General features: G+C 68.6%; 15 protein-coding genes and 1 riboswitch. Of the genes, 8 read left to right on the top strand and 7 right to left on the bottom strand.

Going from position 1 to position 17114, the window contains the following annotated elements:
- Positions 1-34: 34 nt before the first annotated feature.
- The 5 genes from ACIA76_RS24215 (at position 35) to ACIA76_RS24235 (ending at position 7477) form a co-directional block, all read left to right on the top strand.
- Positions 35-607 (top strand): GNAT family N-acetyltransferase, encoded by a 573-nt coding sequence (locus ACIA76_RS24215; RefSeq protein WP_397154313.1) that lies wholly within the window; start codon positions 35-37, stop codon positions 605-607.
- A gap of 66 nt (positions 608-673) precedes the next feature.
- Entirely contained in the window at positions 674-3508 is a 2835-nt protein-coding gene (locus tag ACIA76_RS24220; RefSeq protein ID WP_397154315.1) for a tetratricopeptide repeat protein, read from the top strand.
- Between the two features lie 62 nt (positions 3509-3570).
- Positions 3571-5244: a DNA repair helicase XPB gene (locus tag ACIA76_RS24225; RefSeq protein WP_397154317.1), complete on the top strand. Its 1674-nt coding sequence runs from the start codon at positions 3571-3573 to the stop codon at positions 5242-5244.
- Positions 5245-5283: 39 nt separating this feature from the next.
- Positions 5284-5949 carry a DUF3239 domain-containing protein gene (locus tag ACIA76_RS24230; RefSeq protein WP_397154319.1) on the top strand — a complete coding sequence of 222 codons (666 nt, stop codon included), beginning with the start codon at positions 5284-5286 and terminating at the stop codon, positions 5947-5949.
- A gap of 118 nt (positions 5950-6067) precedes the next feature.
- Positions 6068-7477: a M1 family metallopeptidase gene (locus ACIA76_RS24235; protein ID WP_397154321.1), complete on the top strand. Its 1410-nt coding sequence runs from the start codon at positions 6068-6070 to the stop codon at positions 7475-7477.
- Positions 7478-7480: 3 nt separating this feature from the next.
- On the opposite strand, the gene ACIA76_RS24240 is transcribed toward ACIA76_RS24235, so the two are convergent.
- Positions 7481-8302 (bottom strand): hypothetical protein, encoded by an 822-nt coding sequence (locus ACIA76_RS24240; protein WP_397154322.1) that lies wholly within the window; start codon positions 8300-8302, stop codon positions 7481-7483.
- A gap of 152 nt (positions 8303-8454) precedes the next feature.
- On the opposite strand from ACIA76_RS24240, the gene ACIA76_RS24245 reads away from it, so the two are divergent.
- Entirely contained in the window at positions 8455-8958 is a 504-nt protein-coding gene (locus ACIA76_RS24245) for a hypothetical protein (RefSeq protein WP_397154324.1), read from the top strand.
- Positions 8959-8971: 13 nt separating this feature from the next.
- Here ACIA76_RS24245 and ACIA76_RS24250 read toward each other — a convergent pair whose 3' ends face one another.
- On the bottom strand, positions 8972-11284 hold the full coding sequence (locus ACIA76_RS24250; RefSeq protein ID WP_397154326.1) for a helicase-associated domain-containing protein: 2313 nt from the start codon (positions 11282-11284) through the stop codon (positions 8972-8974).
- An 89-nt stretch (positions 11285-11373) separates the two neighbouring features.
- Between ACIA76_RS24250 and ACIA76_RS24255 the strand changes: the two genes are divergently transcribed.
- Positions 11374-11562 (top strand): hypothetical protein, encoded by a 189-nt coding sequence (locus tag ACIA76_RS24255; RefSeq protein WP_397154328.1) that lies wholly within the window; start codon positions 11374-11376, stop codon positions 11560-11562.
- 73 nt (positions 11563-11635) lie between these two features.
- Here ACIA76_RS24255 and ACIA76_RS24260 read toward each other — a convergent pair whose 3' ends face one another.
- Both ACIA76_RS24260 and ACIA76_RS24265 read right to left on the bottom strand, forming a co-directional pair.
- Positions 11636-12286 carry a resuscitation-promoting factor Rpf1 domain-containing protein gene (locus ACIA76_RS24260; RefSeq protein ID WP_397154329.1) on the bottom strand — a complete coding sequence of 217 codons (651 nt, stop codon included), beginning with the start codon at positions 12284-12286 and terminating at the stop codon, positions 11636-11638.
- Positions 12287-12294: 8 nt separating this feature from the next.
- A riboswitch (cyclic di-AMP (ydaO/yuaA leader) is annotated at positions 12295-12468 on the bottom strand.
- A 274-nt stretch (positions 12469-12742) separates the two neighbouring features.
- Positions 12743-12976, bottom strand: a complete 234-nt coding sequence (locus tag ACIA76_RS24265; RefSeq protein ID WP_397154331.1) for a hypothetical protein — start codon at positions 12974-12976, stop codon at positions 12743-12745.
- Positions 12977-13153: 177 nt separating this feature from the next.
- On the opposite strand from ACIA76_RS24265, the gene ACIA76_RS24270 reads away from it, so the two are divergent.
- Entirely contained in the window at positions 13154-13573 is a 420-nt protein-coding gene (locus ACIA76_RS24270; RefSeq protein WP_397154531.1) for a cold-shock protein, read from the top strand.
- 433 nt (positions 13574-14006) lie between these two features.
- On the opposite strand, the gene ACIA76_RS24275 is transcribed toward ACIA76_RS24270, so the two are convergent.
- From ACIA76_RS24275 to ACIA76_RS24285, 3 genes are all read right to left on the bottom strand, one after another.
- Positions 14007-14537 (bottom strand): DUF2771 domain-containing protein, encoded by a 531-nt coding sequence (locus ACIA76_RS24275; RefSeq protein ID WP_397154333.1) that lies wholly within the window; start codon positions 14535-14537, stop codon positions 14007-14009.
- Complete coding sequence (locus tag ACIA76_RS24280) at positions 14534-16252, bottom strand: MFS transporter (RefSeq protein WP_397154334.1); 1719 nt, start codon at positions 16250-16252, stop codon at positions 14534-14536. The genes ACIA76_RS24275 and ACIA76_RS24280 overlap by 4 nt, the downstream gene beginning before the upstream one ends.
- 68 nt (positions 16253-16320) lie before the next feature.
- Positions 16321-17106, bottom strand: a complete 786-nt coding sequence (locus ACIA76_RS24285) for a glutaminyl-peptide cyclotransferase (RefSeq protein ID WP_397154336.1) — start codon at positions 17104-17106, stop codon at positions 16321-16323.
- Positions 17107-17114: the final 8 nt, after the last annotated feature.

Below are 17114 nucleotides of genomic sequence, written 5' to 3' on the forward strand. Positions count from 1 at the left end.
GGGTCGCCAGCTCGTCCCGTGGCAGCATGACGCCATGGACGACTACGCGCTGACCGATGGCACGGTCTGGTTGTCCCGGCCGACCACCGATGACGTCGACACGATCGCCGACTGCTGCCGGGAGCCCTCGGTCGGGGAGTGGACCACCGTCCCGGTGCCCTACCACCGCGAGCACGCGGAGCGGTTCCTCACCGACATCGTCGCCCCCGGCTGGGCCGACGGCCTGCCGACCTGGGCGATCCGCGAATCCGCCGCGGCGAAACCGGTCGGCATGATCGCCCTGATGCGCCGCGAGCTCGGCGACCCCTCCGCCGCCGAAATCGGTTACTGGCTCACGTCCCGCGCCCGCGGCACCGGCCTGATGACCCGCGCAGTCCGCCTGTCCTGCGACTTCGGCTTCACCCGCCTCGCCCTGGCTCGCATCGAATGGCGCGCCTACGTGGGCAACCACGCCTCCGCCGCGGTCGCGCGACGTGCGGGCTTCCGCTACGAGGGCCTGATGCGGCTGGGCGGCCTACAGCGCGGGGTGCGGCGGGATTCGTGGATCGCCGCACGGTTGGCGGGGGATCCGGACGACCCGGCCCCGGGCTGGCCCGCGGACATCTGATCCGGCCGAAAGCGCGGCGAGGTCGCCGGGTAACCCTTCGGGTCGTGATGGCTTAGTTTGGTCGGTATGGGCGTTGGTCTCGAGAACGATTCGCCGCGAGCGCTTTTCGTGGCTCGGCTGGCGGAACTCTGGACGGCGGCCGGTAATCCGACCTTGCAGCGGGTCGCGGACGCCACCGAGACGCGGATGCGAGCGACACGGGCATCCAGTCGCGGTGGTGGTTCCTCGGCGCAGCGCATCAGCGATTGGCGCACCGGCCGCAATGTGCCCTCCCGCTACGAAGCGTTCGAACCAGTGCTGGTGACGTTGATTCGTTTGGCAGCGGCGGCGCCCGGGCCGGTTCCGTCCGTCCTGTCGAATCGGTCGGCGTGGCGGCGTTTATGGAAAGAGGCGACCGCTGAACCGGTGTCGTCGCGGCCGATGGTGACGACCGCGCTGCGCCGTGACATCGACACATTCGTCGGGCGTGAGCGTGAGTTGGAGCGGATTCTCGAGGCCGCCGGACCGGGCCGGGTGGTCTCCATCCACACCGTCGATGGCATGCCCGGTGTCGGCAAGACCGCGCTGGTCACCCGTGCCGCGCATCTGCTGTCCGAGCGTTTCCCCGGCGGCCGTTTCTTCGTCGAATTACACGGCTACACACCGGGTCAGGCTCCCGCCGACCCTTTCGATGTGCTCGCCACGCTACTCACCGACCTCGGCATCGCTCCCGGTCACATACCCGACTCGCTCGAGGCTCGTCGTGACCTGTGGCGAGACCGGCTGTCGGATCGGCGGGCACTGCTGGTCCTCGACGATGCCCGCGACCACGCCCAGATCGAACCGCTACTTCCGACCGGACCCGGATGCCTGACCTTGATCACCAGTCGGCGCCGGTTGGTCGCCCTCGACGGCGCACTCCCGCTGACCCTGGACACCCTCGACCCCGACCATGCCATCGAACTGTTCTATCGTCTGGCGCACCGCGACCCGAGTGGTAGCGACGCCACCGCGGTCGCCGAGATCGTCCGGTTGTGCGGGTATCTGCCCTTGGCGATCGTGCTGCTGGCCGGGCGCCTGGCACACCACCCCAGCTGGACCATCCAGACCCTGGCCGACCAGTTCACCACAGCCACCGACCGGCTCACCGAACTCGACTCCGGCGACCGCGCGGTCTATGCGGCGTTCACCATGTCCTACCGCGATCTGTCCCCCGAGCGGGCACGGCTGTTCCGGTATCTGGGTCTGCACCCTGGTCCCGATACCGACACTGTCGCTGTCGCCGCCCTGGCCGACCTACCCGCCGCGGTCACGCGCCGCGAACTCGAGGCGCTCTACACCGATCACCTCATCGAGGAACCCGCGCCGGGCCGCTACCGGTTGCACGATCTGCTGCGCGACTACGCTCACACCCTCGCCGCGTCCGATCCGCCCGAGGAGAACGATCGAGCCCTGGACCGGTTGCTGGACTACTACCAAAACAGCGCCGCCGCCGCGGACCGGCATCTCTCCCGCCACGCTCGACCTACCCCACCACCCGCTTCGTCTGCAGGTGTCGCAGTGCGAGATTTCGATGACGAGGTGCGAGCGCTGGCATGGATGCGGGTTGAGCGGATCAATCTGCTGGCCTGCGTTGAACATGCTGCCGCCGACCGACCCCGCCGGGTGGTCGACTTGACCGGGGCGCTGGCCGGGCTGCTGGATCGCGATGGACCCTGGCTGCAGGCCCGGCACCTTCACCGTCGCGCCGCGGTCACCGCCGGGAGTCTCGACGACCACCTCGGCGAAGCCACCGCCCTCGCCGATCTCGGCAGCATAGGCGAGCGGACCGGGGACTATGCCGAAGCCACCGACCTGCACCAGCAGGCACTGGCCCGCTACCGAGAGGTCGGTAGCCGTCTCGGCGAAGCCAATGTCCTCAACAATCTCGGCGTCGTGCGCGAGGCAACCGGGGACTATCCGGAGGCCACCACTCTGCACCAGCGGGCACTGGACCTCCACCGGGAGATCGGCAACCGCCGCGGCCAAGCCAACACCCTCATGTTCCTCGGCCGCGCCCGGTTTCGGACCGGGGACTATGCCGAGGCCACCGATCTGCACCGGCGGGCGCTGGCTATCTTCCGGGAGATCGGTAATCGCCTCGGCGAAGCCAACGTTCTCGGCAATCTGGGCCTCGTATGCATGGGTACCGGGGAATATGCGGAGGCCGCCGACCTGAGCCAGCGGGCACTGAATCTCTACCGAGAGATCGGTAACCGCCTCGGCGAAGCCAACAGTCTTCTGGATCTCGGCACCGTGCGCAAGGAAGCCGGGGTCTACGCCGAGGCCACCGACCTGAACCAGCGGGCGCTGGCTATCTTCCGGGAGATCGGTAATCGCCTCGGCGAAGCCAACATTCTCGGCAATCTCGGCCTGGTGCGCACGGGTACCGGGGATTATGCGGAAGCCACCGATCTGCACCGGCAAGCTCTGGCTATTTTCCGGGAGATCGGTTACCGCCTCGGCGAAGCCAACACCCTCAACAACCTCGGCATCGTTCGGTACCGGACCGAGGACTATGCCGAGGCTGCCGACCTGCACCGGCAGGCATTGGCCCTCTTCCGGGAGATTGGTAACCGGCTCGGGGAAGCCGACGCGCTCAACGGTATCGGATACGTGTTGATCAAGAGTGGTGAGCTGCGGGATGCGTTGGGGGTATTCGCCGACGCGCTCGGGTTGGCGCGTCGCATTCACAGCCAATTCCAACAGGCCGCCGCGCTCGAGGGCGCCGCCCGCTGCCGAGCGGGCCTGGGCGACACCGACACCGCGGTGACACAACTACGGGAAGCCGTCGAGATCTACCGCCGCATCGGCGCACCTGAAACGGGCCCCGCCTCGGCATATCTCGCCACACTGGAATCCGCTCCACCGCCGTCACCCTGATCTGTCGACGAGTGCTCGATCCCATAGCGCAACCTGTCGGCCCCCGCCGATATCCTGGGCCAATGTCCCAAGGTGACCAGCAGTCCGGGCCCCTGATCGTCCAGAGTGACAAGACCCTGCTGCTCGAGGTGGACCACGAGCGGGCCGATGCGGCCCGGCAGGCCATTGCGCCGTTCGCCGAGTTGGAGCGGGCGCCGGAGCATGTGCATACGTATCGGGTGACGCCGCTGGCGCTGTGGAATGCGCGGGCGGCGGGGCACGATGCCGAGCAGGTGGTCGACGCGTTGGTGAACTTCTCGCGGTATGCGGTGCCGCAGCCGTTGCTGGTGGACATCGTCGACACCATGGCCCGGTACGGGCGGTTGCAGCTGGTCAAGTCCCCGGCGCATGGGCTGGTGCTGGTCAGTCTGGATCGCGCGGTGCTGGAGGAGGTGCTGCGGCACAAGAAGATCGCGCCCATGCTCGGCTCGCGCATCGACGACGATACGGTGGCGGTACATCCGTCCGAGCGCGGGCGGATCAAGCAGATGCTGCTCAAGATCGGCTGGCCCGCCGAGGACCTGGCCGGATACGTCGACGGCGAGGCGCATGCGATCGAGCTGGACTTCGACACCCACGAATGGCATCTGCGCGACTATCAGGAGATGGCCGCCGACTCGTTCTGGGCGGGCGGTTCCGGTGTGGTCGTGCTGCCGTGTGGCGCGGGGAAGACGATGGTCGGGGCGGCGGCCATGGCCAAGGCCAAGGCCACCACGCTGATCCTGGTCACCAACACCGTCGCCGGGCGGCAGTGGCGGCGCGAGCTGCTGGCGCGCACCTCGCTGACCGAGGACGAGATCGGCGAATACTCCGGCGAGCGCAAAGAGGTCCGCCCGGTCACCATCGCGACCTATCAGGTCATCACGCGCAAGACCAAGGGCGAATACAAACATCTCGAGCTGTTCGACAGCCGCGACTGGGGCCTGGTCATCTACGACGAGGTGCATCTGCTGCCCGCGCCGGTGTTCCGGATGACGGCCGATCTGCAGTCGCGCCGCCGCCTGGGCCTGACCGCGACCCTGGTCCGCGAGGACGGCCGCGAGGGCGATGTGTTCTCCCTCATCGGTCCCAAGCGCTACGACGCGCCGTGGAAGGATATCGAGGCGCAGGGCTGGATCGCCCCGGCCGATTGTGTGGAGGTGCGGGTCACCCTCACCGACGCCGAACGCATGAGCTACGCCACCGCCGAGCCCGAGGAGCGCTACAAACTCTGCTCGACCGCGCGCACCAAACTGCCGGTGGTGGAGTCGATCCTGGAACGGCACAAGAATTCCCAATGCCTGGTGATCGGCGCCTATCTGGATCAGCTGGACGAGCTGGGCGAGCATCTGAACGCCCCGATCATCCAGGGTTCGACCCGCACCAAGGAGCGCGAGGCGCTGTTCGACGCGTTCCGCCGCGGCGAGATTCCGGTACTGGTGGTCAGCAAGGTCGCCAACTTCTCCATCGATCTTCCGGAAGCGTCTGTCGCGGTGCAGGTTTCGGGCACCTTCGGCTCGCGGCAGGAGGAGGCACAGCGGCTGGGCCGGCTGCTGCGGCCCAAACACGATGGCGGCCAAGCGCATTTCTATTCCGTGGTCGCCCGCGACACGCTCGACGCCGAATACGCGGCCCATCGCCAGCGTTTCCTGGCAGAACAGGGGTATGCCTATCGCATCACCGATGCGGACGACCTGCTGGGCCCGACGATCGGATAGCTGGAGGGATTACCTCCGAAGACGTGTTAGGAATGAGACGTGCGACGCTTCGAATTCGCGGTGGACCGCGAGCATGCCCGGGCGGTGAACGAAGTCGTCGCCGATATTCGCCGGATGCGCGTGCTCGCCCTCGCCGCTGCCATCGTGCTCGGCCTGGGTACGGCCGGGCTGATCTCGCTGAACCATCCCTACTCGTTCCTGCTCGCGATCGCCTTCGCCCTGGGCACGATCATCGCCCTGTTCGTGGCGGTCTGGACGCCCTATCGCTCGCGCATCGAGAAGCTCTACGCCGAGGGCGACCTGGTCCCGGCGGTGGTGTCGGGTAAACAACCCAAGGGTGTGACGCTGCTGGCTCTGGTGAATCTGGCCAAGCCCGAGGCGGATCCGCGCTATGCCCTGATCACCCGCGTGGTGCGCGCGCTGCCCGGACATCGCACCGGGCTGGGGGAGCAGGTGCCCGCGGTGACGGTACGCGCCGACCGGGTGCCGCGTTCGGTCGCGGATCTGCGGCAGGTGGTCAGCGCGATGCCGATCGCGTGGGGGACGCGCGATCTCGCGGTGATCGATCGGGCCCGCGCGGCCATCAGCGACGTGGAGTGGAAGTTGCTGGCCGACAATCTCACCCTGGCCTCGAAGGTGCAGGGGCGGGATTCGAAGTATCTGCTGCTGGATCCGCAGCAGCTGCCGGAGGAATTGCGGGGCTGAAATCCGGTTGCGCCGATGCGTACGCTGGTCCGCGTGGTCGCCGCGGCGGTGTCGGGTGCCCAGAGTTGACCGGCGGGGCGCACGCGCCGGGTGATTTGGCCGGGTTTAGCATCGGCAAATGAGAACGCGCACCGGAATGCGGTGGTCGGCCGCGCTGGTCTTGGTCACGAGTGTCTTCGCGACATCGGTCCAGGCGCAGCCGCCCGCCGATCCGTTCGTGGGGGCCTCCGGGCTCGGCGAGGCGTACTACCCGGACGACGGCAATGGCGGCTATCACGTTGATCATTACGCCGTCGCGATCTCCTACGATCCGCCGAGCCGCCAACTCACCGGAAACGCCCGGCTGGACGCGGTGGCCACGCAGGCGCTGCGCATGTTCGATCTGGATTTCTCCGGGCCCCAGGTGCGGCGCGTGACGGTGAACGGTATGCCCGCCGGATTCGTCCGCCACGGTGAGCACAAGGTGAGCGTGACCCCGTCGCTGCCCGTGCTGCCGGGACTGCCGTTCACCGTGACCGTCGACTACGCCGGACCGGCCACGCAGAACGAGGAGGGTGGCTGGACGTTCTCGCCGAGCGGCGGCGCCTTCGCCGCGGGCGAGCCGCATTCGGCCAGCACCTGGTATCCGCTCAACGACACCCCTTCGGACAAGGCCACTTTCGATCTGCGCGTGACGGTTCCGCAGGAGTGGCAGGTGATTTCGAACGGGGTGCGGGTGCGCGACGACGTCGACGGCCCGAATCGCACGGTCGAATGGGTGTCGCAGCATCCGACGCTCGGCTATCTGACGACCGTGGCCATCGACCATTTCGACTTCCTGGATCAGACCCGCGCCAACGGCACGCCGATGATCAGCGCCTTCGCCCCCGGCGCGGCCCGGGCCCGGGAGCTGGAGCAGCGCCTGCCCGAGGTGCTGGACTTCATCGAATCCCTGTACGGCCCTTATCCGTTCGAGAGTGCGGGCGGAATCTACGTCGATACCGATCTGAACTTCTCGCTGGAGACCCAGACGCGCCCGATCTACGCGCCCTGGACCGATCTGGACACGGTCGTACACGAGAACACCCATCAGTGGTGGGGCGATTCGGTATCGGTCCGGCAGTGGTCGGACGTCTGCCTGAACGAATGCTTCGCCAGCTACACCGCCGACTATCTCTGGCCGGAGAGCAAGGAGGGCGCCGACGTCGACGCCCGGTATCGCAAGACGATCGCCGAACGTCTCGACGATCCGAAGTTCTGGGAGATCCCACTGCAGAATCCGGGCGCGGGGCGGGAATTCACCTCGGTCTACTATCGCGGACCGCTATTCCTGCATGCCCTGCGCCGACTGGTCGGTGATGCGGTGTTCTTCTCCGCGACAAGGGATTTCGTGCAGTCGCATGCCTACGGCAATGCCTCGATGCCGGAGTTCCGCCAGTTCGTGCAGTCACGCGCCGGGATGGATCTGAGCGGTTTCTTCGAGGCCTGGCTCGATCGCGCCACCGTGCCCGCGCCGGAGTATCTGTTCCCCGGATCCCTGCGCGCCTGACCGTCATTCGTCGTCCGGCAGCCGGGAGCGGGCCTTCTCCGCCCAGCGCTCGATCCGATCGAGCTGGCGCTCGGCCTTGTGCAGGGCCTCCTGAGCGGAGCGTTCGGCCGCCGCGGCGAAGCGGCGGCGGTCCTCGGTGCGCTCGAGGTCGGCGCGCAGGGCGGTGATGCGGGAGTCCAGCTCGGCCAGTTCGGCGGTGTGCGCCGCGAGGTCGTTACGGGCGGAATCGGTTGCCGCGCGCGCGGATTCGAGGGCGTGCACGGCCTCGTCGAGTTCCCGCCGGGCCGCGGCGCCGGGGTCGGCGGGTGGCTCGGGCGCAGTGGGTTCCGGGGCCGCGGCCAGCGCCGGGCCCTCGGGGCCGAAGCCCTCGTAGGTGGCGGCGGCGGTCAGGGTGCCGCCTCGAACCTGGTCCGCGACAGCGGAATCCGCCACTGCGGCGGTCAGGGTCCGGCCGATCTCGCGCAGCACCGGCTCGCCGAGCGGGCGGCCGTGGGCGGCGGCGAGCTCGCCGGCCTTGTGGGACAACGCATTCACCACCTGCTGCCGCTGCGCGGTGAGGGCGCGCAACCGATCGCCGGACAGGCTGCGTTGGGCATCCCGCAGGGCCGCACCGAGATTCAACAGGCCGCCGACCTCCTGCGCCGCCTCGCGGGCCAGCAGGTTCACCGCCCAGGCCGCGACGGTGGGGCGGCGCAGCGCGCCGATCGCGGTCGCCAGATCCTTGTCTCCGGACGCCCGCGCGGCCTTGACCTGGGCCGCGCGCGCTCGTACGAATTCGCCGGGATCGGTCCCGTAGAGCTCCCGGAGGACGTCCTCGAGCCTCATGTTGCAGAGCGTAACGATCTCCCCCACGATATCGACAGAGATCACGATGTACGCCTGGGCGCTCGTCCAGAATTGTGAAAGGCATTGATAGTGAACTATCTCGGACTTCAGCTGCTCAACAACCTCCTGCCGACCGTTCTCAACCATTCGCTGTGGGCGATGTGGAGCCTGCGGCAGTTCTGAGCGCCCGGTTCGTCCCGGTGCTGCTGGCGGTGGCCGTCGCGGCGGTCACCGGCTGCTCGGTCACCGACCTGTCCGCCACCGCGCGCGCGAAGACGGGCGATTGCCTCGAGGTCGGCGAGGGCGCCAGCGCCGCCCCGATCGACTGTTCCGCCCCGCGGACCGTCTACACGGTCGTGTCCACCTCCGACCACAAGCGCGACTGCGGCCCCGACTACTCCAGCTATGAGGAGACCTCGGCCGGCGAGACCGTCGCCTACCTCTGCCTGACACCGAACCTGAAGCAGAACAGCTGCTATCACCGGGACTCGCTCATGGGTTTCAGTGCCGCCGACTGCGCCGCACCGCAGGCCACCGTGCGCGTGGTCGCCCGCTTCGACGGCCGCGCCGATCGCACCCTCTGCCCTCCGCCCGCGACCTATCTGACCGTCTCGGACCCGAAAACCACGTTCTGCCTGGTGAATCCGCGCGTATGAACTCGCGCGGGGCCTACTGATCGACGAGGGCGACCGAGGCGATGCGATGCAGCGTGAAGTGGCGCACGGCGCCGGTCACCGGGTCGAGGGCGTCCAACTGCCCGCCGGAGACCTTGAGCGGTTCGACGATGCGCTGGGTGGCGATGCCCTGGGCGTCCACATAACCGATATGCACCGGGCGGCGGACTCGGGCGGCCAGCTGAAGCAGGGCCAAGGTGGCGGCGGTGCCGGTGCGGGTGCCGTCGGAGCGGACCGTCTGGCCGGGGCGGGAGCGGGCGGCCTTCTCGCCCGCGCGGAGTTCGGCGACCAGCAGCTGGAGTTGTTCGGTGTTGGGCGGGGTGGGCCGCCAGGATTGACGGGTGTTGGTGCGCAAGGGGATTCGCGCGCCGCGCGGGCGCAGGTCGACGATGGTTCCGGACGAATCCTCGCCCGCGGGACTGAAACCCGCGCCCCGCAACAGCTCCAGCACCTCGGCGAGCGGGGCCTGGGAGATGGCCACGGTCGGCGCGACCGCCCGCAGGGCCAACCGGTCGGCGACGGGCGCGGTCAGGACCTCGGCGAGCAGCGCCGGATCCTCACTGCGCACGAACGATTGCGCCATACCCGCGCGCAATCGGCCGTGCCGCCGCGCGACGTCGTCGATGAGATAGCTCAGCGACTGGGGAACGGGAGTGCGCGAATGCGCGGTGAACAGCTGATGCAGTTCCGCGGCCGTCAGCCCGGCATCCAGCGCGCGGCGCACCGAGGCATCGCTTATCCGGTAAACCGTTGCGGCGCCAGCGGATTCGACGTCGGCGACGAGCGCGATGCGGCTCTGCAACTCCGGCATCAGCGGGCCGGGGGCGATCACCGTCAGATCGGCCTGCACCAGCACGTGATCGACCGGTTCCGGCAGCGCCGACTCCATCTCGGCCTCCGCATCGCCGAGGGCGTCGTGCAGCAGCGCCCGGCCCGCCGAGGTGAGCGCGCCGCGACCGACGATGCCGAGCGCGGCCGCCTCGGTCAGCGTCTGTTCCACCGCCTCCAGGCGGAAATGCCTGCGCCAGCGCGGCTGTCGCCATGTCAGCACGCGCGTGAGATCGGCGGGGGTGTACGACGATCCGGCCGGACATTCCGCCAGCAGCGTCAGGATCGCGCGACGATCGCGCACGGCGTGCGCGGTGCGCAGCTCCAGCGACAGAGCGGCCAGCGGCTTGTCATTGGCGTCGCGCAGGCCGATCATCCATGGAAACCGGTCCAGCTCCAGCCAGGCGTGTGCCAGCACGACCCAGCGGCGCGCGGCGGGACCGTCCAGCCAGCCGTCGGTGGATCCGGTCGGCGCCCAGAACTCGTCGGCGGCCTCCGAATCCGGCGGTGGTTCGGGAATTCCCTTGTCCAGCAGTCGAGCCGCGGACAGCACCTCGGCGAGCAGTCCGACCCGGGTCTCGTCGACCCCGGTCTGTTTGGCGACGCGGCGCAATTCGCGTACGCCCAGTCCGCCCGAACGGAGCGCGGGTGCGGGCGTCTGACCCAGTACCTCCAGAATGTCGCCGCAGTGCCGCAGCAGCTCGCCCACCTCGCCCGCGGCGGCCGCGTTCACATCGGCCGCGGTGTGCCGCTGCGGTTTCGGCCGCGGCGATACCAGGGCATGCGGATCGGTCACCGGTTCGCGGCGCAGCACCTGACCGACCGAGGGCGGCAATTCGACGGTCTCCTCGTCGACCCAGTGGAGTAGCCGGTTCGCCAGCAGCCGCTGAATCGGGCGGTCCGGTGCGGTGCCGGGCGCGGCGTCGCGGGTGCGCCCGCGTGGTCCGGTGGTGGCGAGCTTGTCCAGCAATGCCCGTTCGGCCGAACCGATGTCGTCGAGGGCAGCGCGGATCTCGGGTTCGGTCAACGCATCCGGGATCTCCGTGGTGCTGCCCAGCGGCCATGGCAGCGCGTCTTTGGCCGTCGCGGTGAGTAACAGCTCATCCTCACCCCAGACGAGCGCACGGGCGGCGAGACGGGCCACGGCCGCGTCGATATCGGCGATCGGCACCCGATCGCCGAGCAGTTCGTGCAGGCGGGCGCGAGACAGCGGCGTGGCCGCGCGGCCCGGATAGCTGGCGCCCTGTACGGCCAGGGTCTCCACGATCGCGAAATCCAGGGTGTCCAACTCGTCGGTGGCGCGCAGCACCGACGCGCGCTGTTCGGCGCGGGCGGCCAGCACCGCCATCGATCCCGGCAGCGGCACGGCCAGATCCGGACGCAGTTGCAGCAGCGCCACCAGATCCCCGTCGGTGCGGGTGGTCAGCCAATCGGCGAGTGCGATCTCGGCCGAGCCGGGGGCGGAGTCGGTCGTGGTCATCCCGTCCAGCCTACGGCCGGGATTCGCGGCCCGCCGAGCTGTGTCGTACCTATCGCGCCACCGGGTTGTGGCCATGCCAGAATGGGCGCGTGGTGAACAAATCGAAGAAACCTTACGTCGACAACGGCTGGCCGTCGCTGGACAACGGCGACCATGCCGTCACCGAGTTGTCGTCGACCCGTGCCGGTGGTCTGTCGCCCTTCGGCGAGGACACCGAGTTTCCGGTGTCGGCGGATGAGGTGCCGTATGTGCACCCGCACACCATCATCAACCGCTGACGCGAAGACAAGAAGAAGGCCCCCACCGCGAGGTGGGGGCCTTCTTCTGTGTACGGGGACAGGGGTGGCGGGCCTAGTTGGCCGGCAGCGCGCCCTTGTTCGCCTCGTAGAAGTTCACGATCGACGGATCCAGCTTGGCGCCACTGGCCTTGAAGGCGTTGTAGGCATCGAGTGCCTGCTGCGGCACGGCAACGCCCTGCGTCTGCGCGGCGGCGACGGCCTTGTCCACGGCCTGGAAGACTTCCTGGGTGCTGTCGGTCTGCACCGGCTGCTGCTCCTGCTGCGGCGCGGACTCGGCCTGCGGGGTCCAGTGCGGCGTCTGCTGTGCGGTGGCGGGCGCGTTGCGCTCGCTCGGCGCGCTGTGCAGTCCGAGGCGAGAGGAGCAGGACGGCCATGCGCCCCAGCCCTGCGTCGCGAGAACACGCTCGGCGACGGTGATCTGCTGTTCGCGGCTGGCCTGATTCGCAGCGGGGGCGTATTCGGTGCCGCCGTGCGCGGCCCAGGTGCTCGGCGAGAACTGCACGCCGCCCTGGAAACCGTTGCCCGTGTTGATGCCCCAGTTACCACCGGACTCACACTGGGCGAGCTTGTCCCAATCTTGGTCCGGAGCCGCTGCGGCGTTTCCGGCGAGGGCCACACCCGCTCCACCCATGATCGCGGTGGAGACGGCGACCTTGGCTACGGTGCGACCGGTACTGGTCGGCTTGCGATGGCGTCCACTCATATCGGGTAACTCCCTCTCGTACGCACCTGCGAGGTGAGCTGTCGGGTTCGGACTGAGAGGCCGTGTCCGGTCCCGGTTGCCCGGGACTTCACCCCAAGGGATCGGTCTTTCGACCTCTCCCGCTCCCTGCGTGGGACTGTGGGTTCCCCGCCCTCGCTCCTGCTTTCCGTCGGGTTTCCGTACCCGCGGAGCGAGGCTCGGTGCGGCGGGCCGGTGGTTCCGGGACTGCTCCCGGCTGGATAAGACCGTACGACGATCGCCGCGAAAAATCACCATTTGATAACCGGCGTGTACGAGCGGGTCGTTGTGCTCCGCACAGCCTGCCAGGGACCTGTCTGTGCAGGTTGTCGCGGCGTGTCATTAGATCTCGGTCGCCGTGACCGTCTCGTGACCAGTTCGTTATGTGATTAAGATCACATGATTGTCGGGATAACGAACAGGGCATATAGAAGTTGACTACCGCGCGCGACGGCCGGACCAGAGCGCGAAGACGATGGCCAGCAGCAGACCCGCCGGGGTCGCCGCCATCGCTACGAGGTACAGCCACAGTCCCGGATCGGAATCACTCACGAGTGGGATGAGGAAGATGGCGACGATCGCCAGCAGGCCGATCGCGAACAGGCCCAGGGCCGTGTACAACAGCGGATGGCCGGAGCGGCGGGGCGCGGGCTTCGAGACGGAGTCGGGCATTACTGCACCGTAAAACTGATGTGCTCGGGCGATGGCCACCGGGGTAGACTCGACTACACCGCGTCCTGCATACCTGTGGGGCGCGTTCTTTTCGCAAACAGGTTGGTTCCGGACATGTTCCGGGGCCCATGGTTGTGCCCGGGAGGCCCGGGCATCGATGACGAACGGGTGAGCGCAGTGCCGACCGGCAAGGTGAAGTGGTACGACGTCGAGAAGGGCTTCGGCTTCCTTTCCCAGGATGAGGGTGAGGACGTCTATGTTCGGTCGTCTGCGTTGCCCAAGGGTGTCGAGGCGCTGAAGCCTGGGCAACGAGTGGAATTCGGGATGGCCGCCGGGCGCCGCGGTCCGCAGGCATTGAGCCTCAAGCTGCTCGAGCCGCTGCCGTCGGTGCGCAGCGGGGCTACCCAGGGCCGCAAGGAGATTCCGACCCAGCCCCGCCAGACCCCCGACGACCTGCACGGCCTGATCGAGGACATGATCAACCTCCTCGAGGCCAGCATCCAGCCGGACCTGCGCAAGGGCAAATACCCCGACCGCAAGACCGCTCAGCGCATCGCCGAGGTAGTCCGCGGCGTAGCCCGAGAACTGGATCACTGATCCCCTGATCCGGCCCCGCCGCAACGACAAAGGGTGCGCCCGAGCGAGAACCTCGCCCGCCGCACCCTTTCTCGTACCCCCGCACCCCTTCCAACCCCTCGCACCCCAATGGGACGGCCACAGCGGGTGCGAAGCGCGAGAAAAGGTGCGAAGCGCGAGCACCCCCCAACGCCGCACCCCTTCTAGGCCTTCGCACCCCTTGCAGGCGTCCGCAACCGGTGCGAGGAGCGGGGGAGTGTCGGCGATGGGTCAGGCGGCTAACCCCAACGCCGCACCCCTTCCAGCGCTTCGCACCCCTTGCGGGCGTCCGCAATCGGTGCGAGGAGCGGGAAAGGGTGCGGCGATGGGTCAGGCGTTAACCCCAATGCCGCACCCCTTGCAGCGCTTCGCACCCGTTGCGGGCGGCCGCAAGCGGTGCGAGGTGCGGGGATGGTCAGGCGGTTTTGATGGACCAGACCTGGTAGGGGGCGAAGCCCTCGTTGCCGGTCTCGTCGCGGGTCGGGATGACCAACTGGAGTTCGATGCCGATCAGGCGCAGGTCCGGCTGGGGGCGTGAATCCACCGTGATGGCAAGGGTTCCCTTGCGGTAGTCGAGGTAGGAGGCCACGTGGCGGGCCATGGTGCCGTCGGGGGCGTGGTACTCCATCACCATCACCCACGGCGCGTCGGCGATATGCGGGGGCAGTGACAGCTGGACCGGATAGCCGGGCGGCGTATCCAGCTGCGCGGTGATTTCGCTTTGCCGGCAGGCCAATCCGAGCTGCCCGTTGTCGTTCGACTGGGTCACCGTGCAGTACCGATAGGGCGGGACGGTGACGGTCTTGCCGTGCGCGTAGGCGGTGATCGCCGGATCGGATCGGTGCGCGTGACGGACCGCCACGGCCACCACACCGACGACGGCGAGGACCACCACGAGCACCGCCGCGGCGGACAGCGCCAGGGCGGTACGGGTTTTCGGCTTCACTGTGGCGGGATTCCTGTCGCTTGTCGGGTCGGGTCGCCGACACCCGGATCCGGATGCGGATGGGTGCCGGGGACCTCCTGCTTCGCATGCTGTGGTCGATTGCCGCCCAAACCGGGCAGCAGCGAATGACCACGGTAGCTCACCACGGTCTGCAGCAATCCCAGCGCCAACACGGCGGTGACCACCGCGAAACCCTTCCAGTACACCGTCGGCAGCAGCACCCCGCCCGCGCCGCCGATCACCCACGACAGCTGCAGCACGGTCTCCGAGCGGCCGAATCCGGAGGCGATGGACTCCGGCGGCAGATCGTCCTGGATCGATGCGTCCAGCGACACCTTGGCCAGCGCGCTGGCGCCCGAGGCCACCAGGGCGGCCGCGGCGGCGCCCAGCAGATTGTCGGCGAAGGTGGCGAACAGCGAGATCGCGGCGCAGCCGGCCGTGCAACCGACCACGATCAGCGCGGGGCGACCCAATGTCAGCCGGGCGCCGGTGGCATTGCCGGCGAAGTTCCCGACGGCCGCCGCCGCGCCGATCGCGGCGAGCATCGCGGCCTGCTGCGCCGGCCGATGTTCGGTGGACTTGGCGACGAAGGCGACGTAGAAGGTCAGAAATCCGGTAAGCACCCGGATCGAGCTGTTGCCCCACAGGCCGACCACGACCGAACGGCCCAGGGGCTGACGGCGCTTAGCGGGTTTCACGGTGGCGGGCGCGGCCTCGTCGAGCACCTCGGTGCGGGTGTCGCTGCCGTGATAACCGAGCGTGGCGGGCACCTCACCCTCGGTGACCTCGACCCAGGACGGAATCCGCAGGCTCAGATACGTTCCGGCGCAGGCGATCAGCACCGCGAACACCAGCGCGCCGGTCGATCCGGCCGCCAGCGCGCACAATCCGGCTATCCCGCCGGCGCCGAGCGTCCCGCCGACCAGGCCGAAGACCGTGAGCCGGGAATTGGTCCGCACCAGATCTATTCCCGGTGGCAGCACCCTGGGCGTCACCGCGCTCTTGAGCACGGCGAACGATTTGCTGAGGACCATCATGCACAGCGCCAGCGGATACAGTGGCCAGCCGTCGAAGCCGAAGATCAACACCAGCGCGACGACCGCGCGTGCGGCGAACGATCCGGCCAGCGCGAGCCTGCGCCCGCGCTGCAGCCGGTCGAGCAGGGGTCCGATGAGCGGCGCGATCAACGCGAAGGGCGCGATGGTGATCAGCAGATACAGCGCCACCTTGGATTTGGATTCCGCGGTCTGCGCGGCGAAGAACAGCGTATTGGCCAGGGCGACCGCGATCGCCGCGTCCAGGGCGAAGTTGGCCATCGTCGCGTAAACGAGTGCGGTGAGCCCGGATTCGTCGGCGCCGTCGGCCTTGGCCGCGCGCTGGAAGGTCTGGAAGCCCTTCTCGGTGAGCTCGCGGCTGCGCATCGCCACCACGCGGGTCACCGTGAGCTTGCGCGGGACACGGTGCTGTTCGGTGGTTTCCGCGGGTTCGGGATCGGGCTGCCGCGGCGGCGGCGCGGGAGGCGGTTCCCCGGCCGCCAGCCTGCGAGTCACGAATTCCGGCACATCGGGTTCGGGGTTGCGGCGCGGCAGCGGGGGCAGTGCGGGGGTGTTCGGCGGTGGATAACGGTCGTAGCCGGGATGACGCGGGGTGTGTATCTGGTCCTCGCCGTCCCACCGACCAGGATCGGTTCCGGAGGGGTCTGGGGAGGGAGTCACAGTATTGATTCTCTCGCAGGGTCTCGGGGACGGGGGCTCAGGTGGGGGTGTGATCCACCGCAATGCTGTTATGCCCGGACGAAGCGCACTTCGAACATGGTGGGCCAGTCCTTGCCGGTGATCAGGAAGCGATCGGTGCCCGGGAGTTGCGCGATGCCGTTGAGCACATCGGCGCCGGCGGCCTCGGCCGCGGTCAGCAGGCCGTCGGCGTCGATATCGGCCAGCACCGCGCCGGTGTCGGGGTCGATGCGCAGGATGTGATCGGTCGGCCAGACATTGGCGTAGATCGAACCGTCTGCCGCGCAGTCGAGTTCGTTGAGGCGGGCGCCGCGATGGCTGGTGAGCCGGATCGAACCGGTCGGGGCGAAGGTGGCCGGATCGCGGAAGGTCAGGGTCGCGCTGCCGTTGCTCATGACAATCCGGTCGCCGCGGGTGCACAGACCCCAGCCCTCGCCGTCGTAGTGCGCCCGGCCGCGCTCGGCGAGGGTGCGCGGATCGCGGGCGAAGGCCACCTCGTCCTTCCAAGTGAGCTGCCAGAGGGTGTCCCCGGCCTTGGTGATGCCCTCGCCGAACAGGTCGGCGGGCAGATCGACCCGGGCCAACTGCTCGCCGGTGGTCAGGTCGGTGGCGCGCAGGCTGGATCGGCCCTCGAGTCCGGTGCCCTCGTAGAGGACCGTGTCGTCGACCTCGAGGCCCTCGGTGAAGGCCGTGCGGTCGTGTGGACGGGTGCTGACGACCTCGACGCGGAACCGCGGTGTGTCGTCGGAATCCGCGCAGCCCGAGGCCGTCACGGAACCGGCCATTGCCAGCAAGATCAGTCCTGCCGCAGCCGACGCACGGCGTTTGCGCTTCATACGGCAAA

Origin of the sequence: Nocardia sp. NPDC051570 (genome assembly GCF_044454005.1) — a bacterium.
Lineage (GTDB): Bacteria > Actinomycetota > Actinomycetes > Mycobacteriales > Mycobacteriaceae > Nocardia.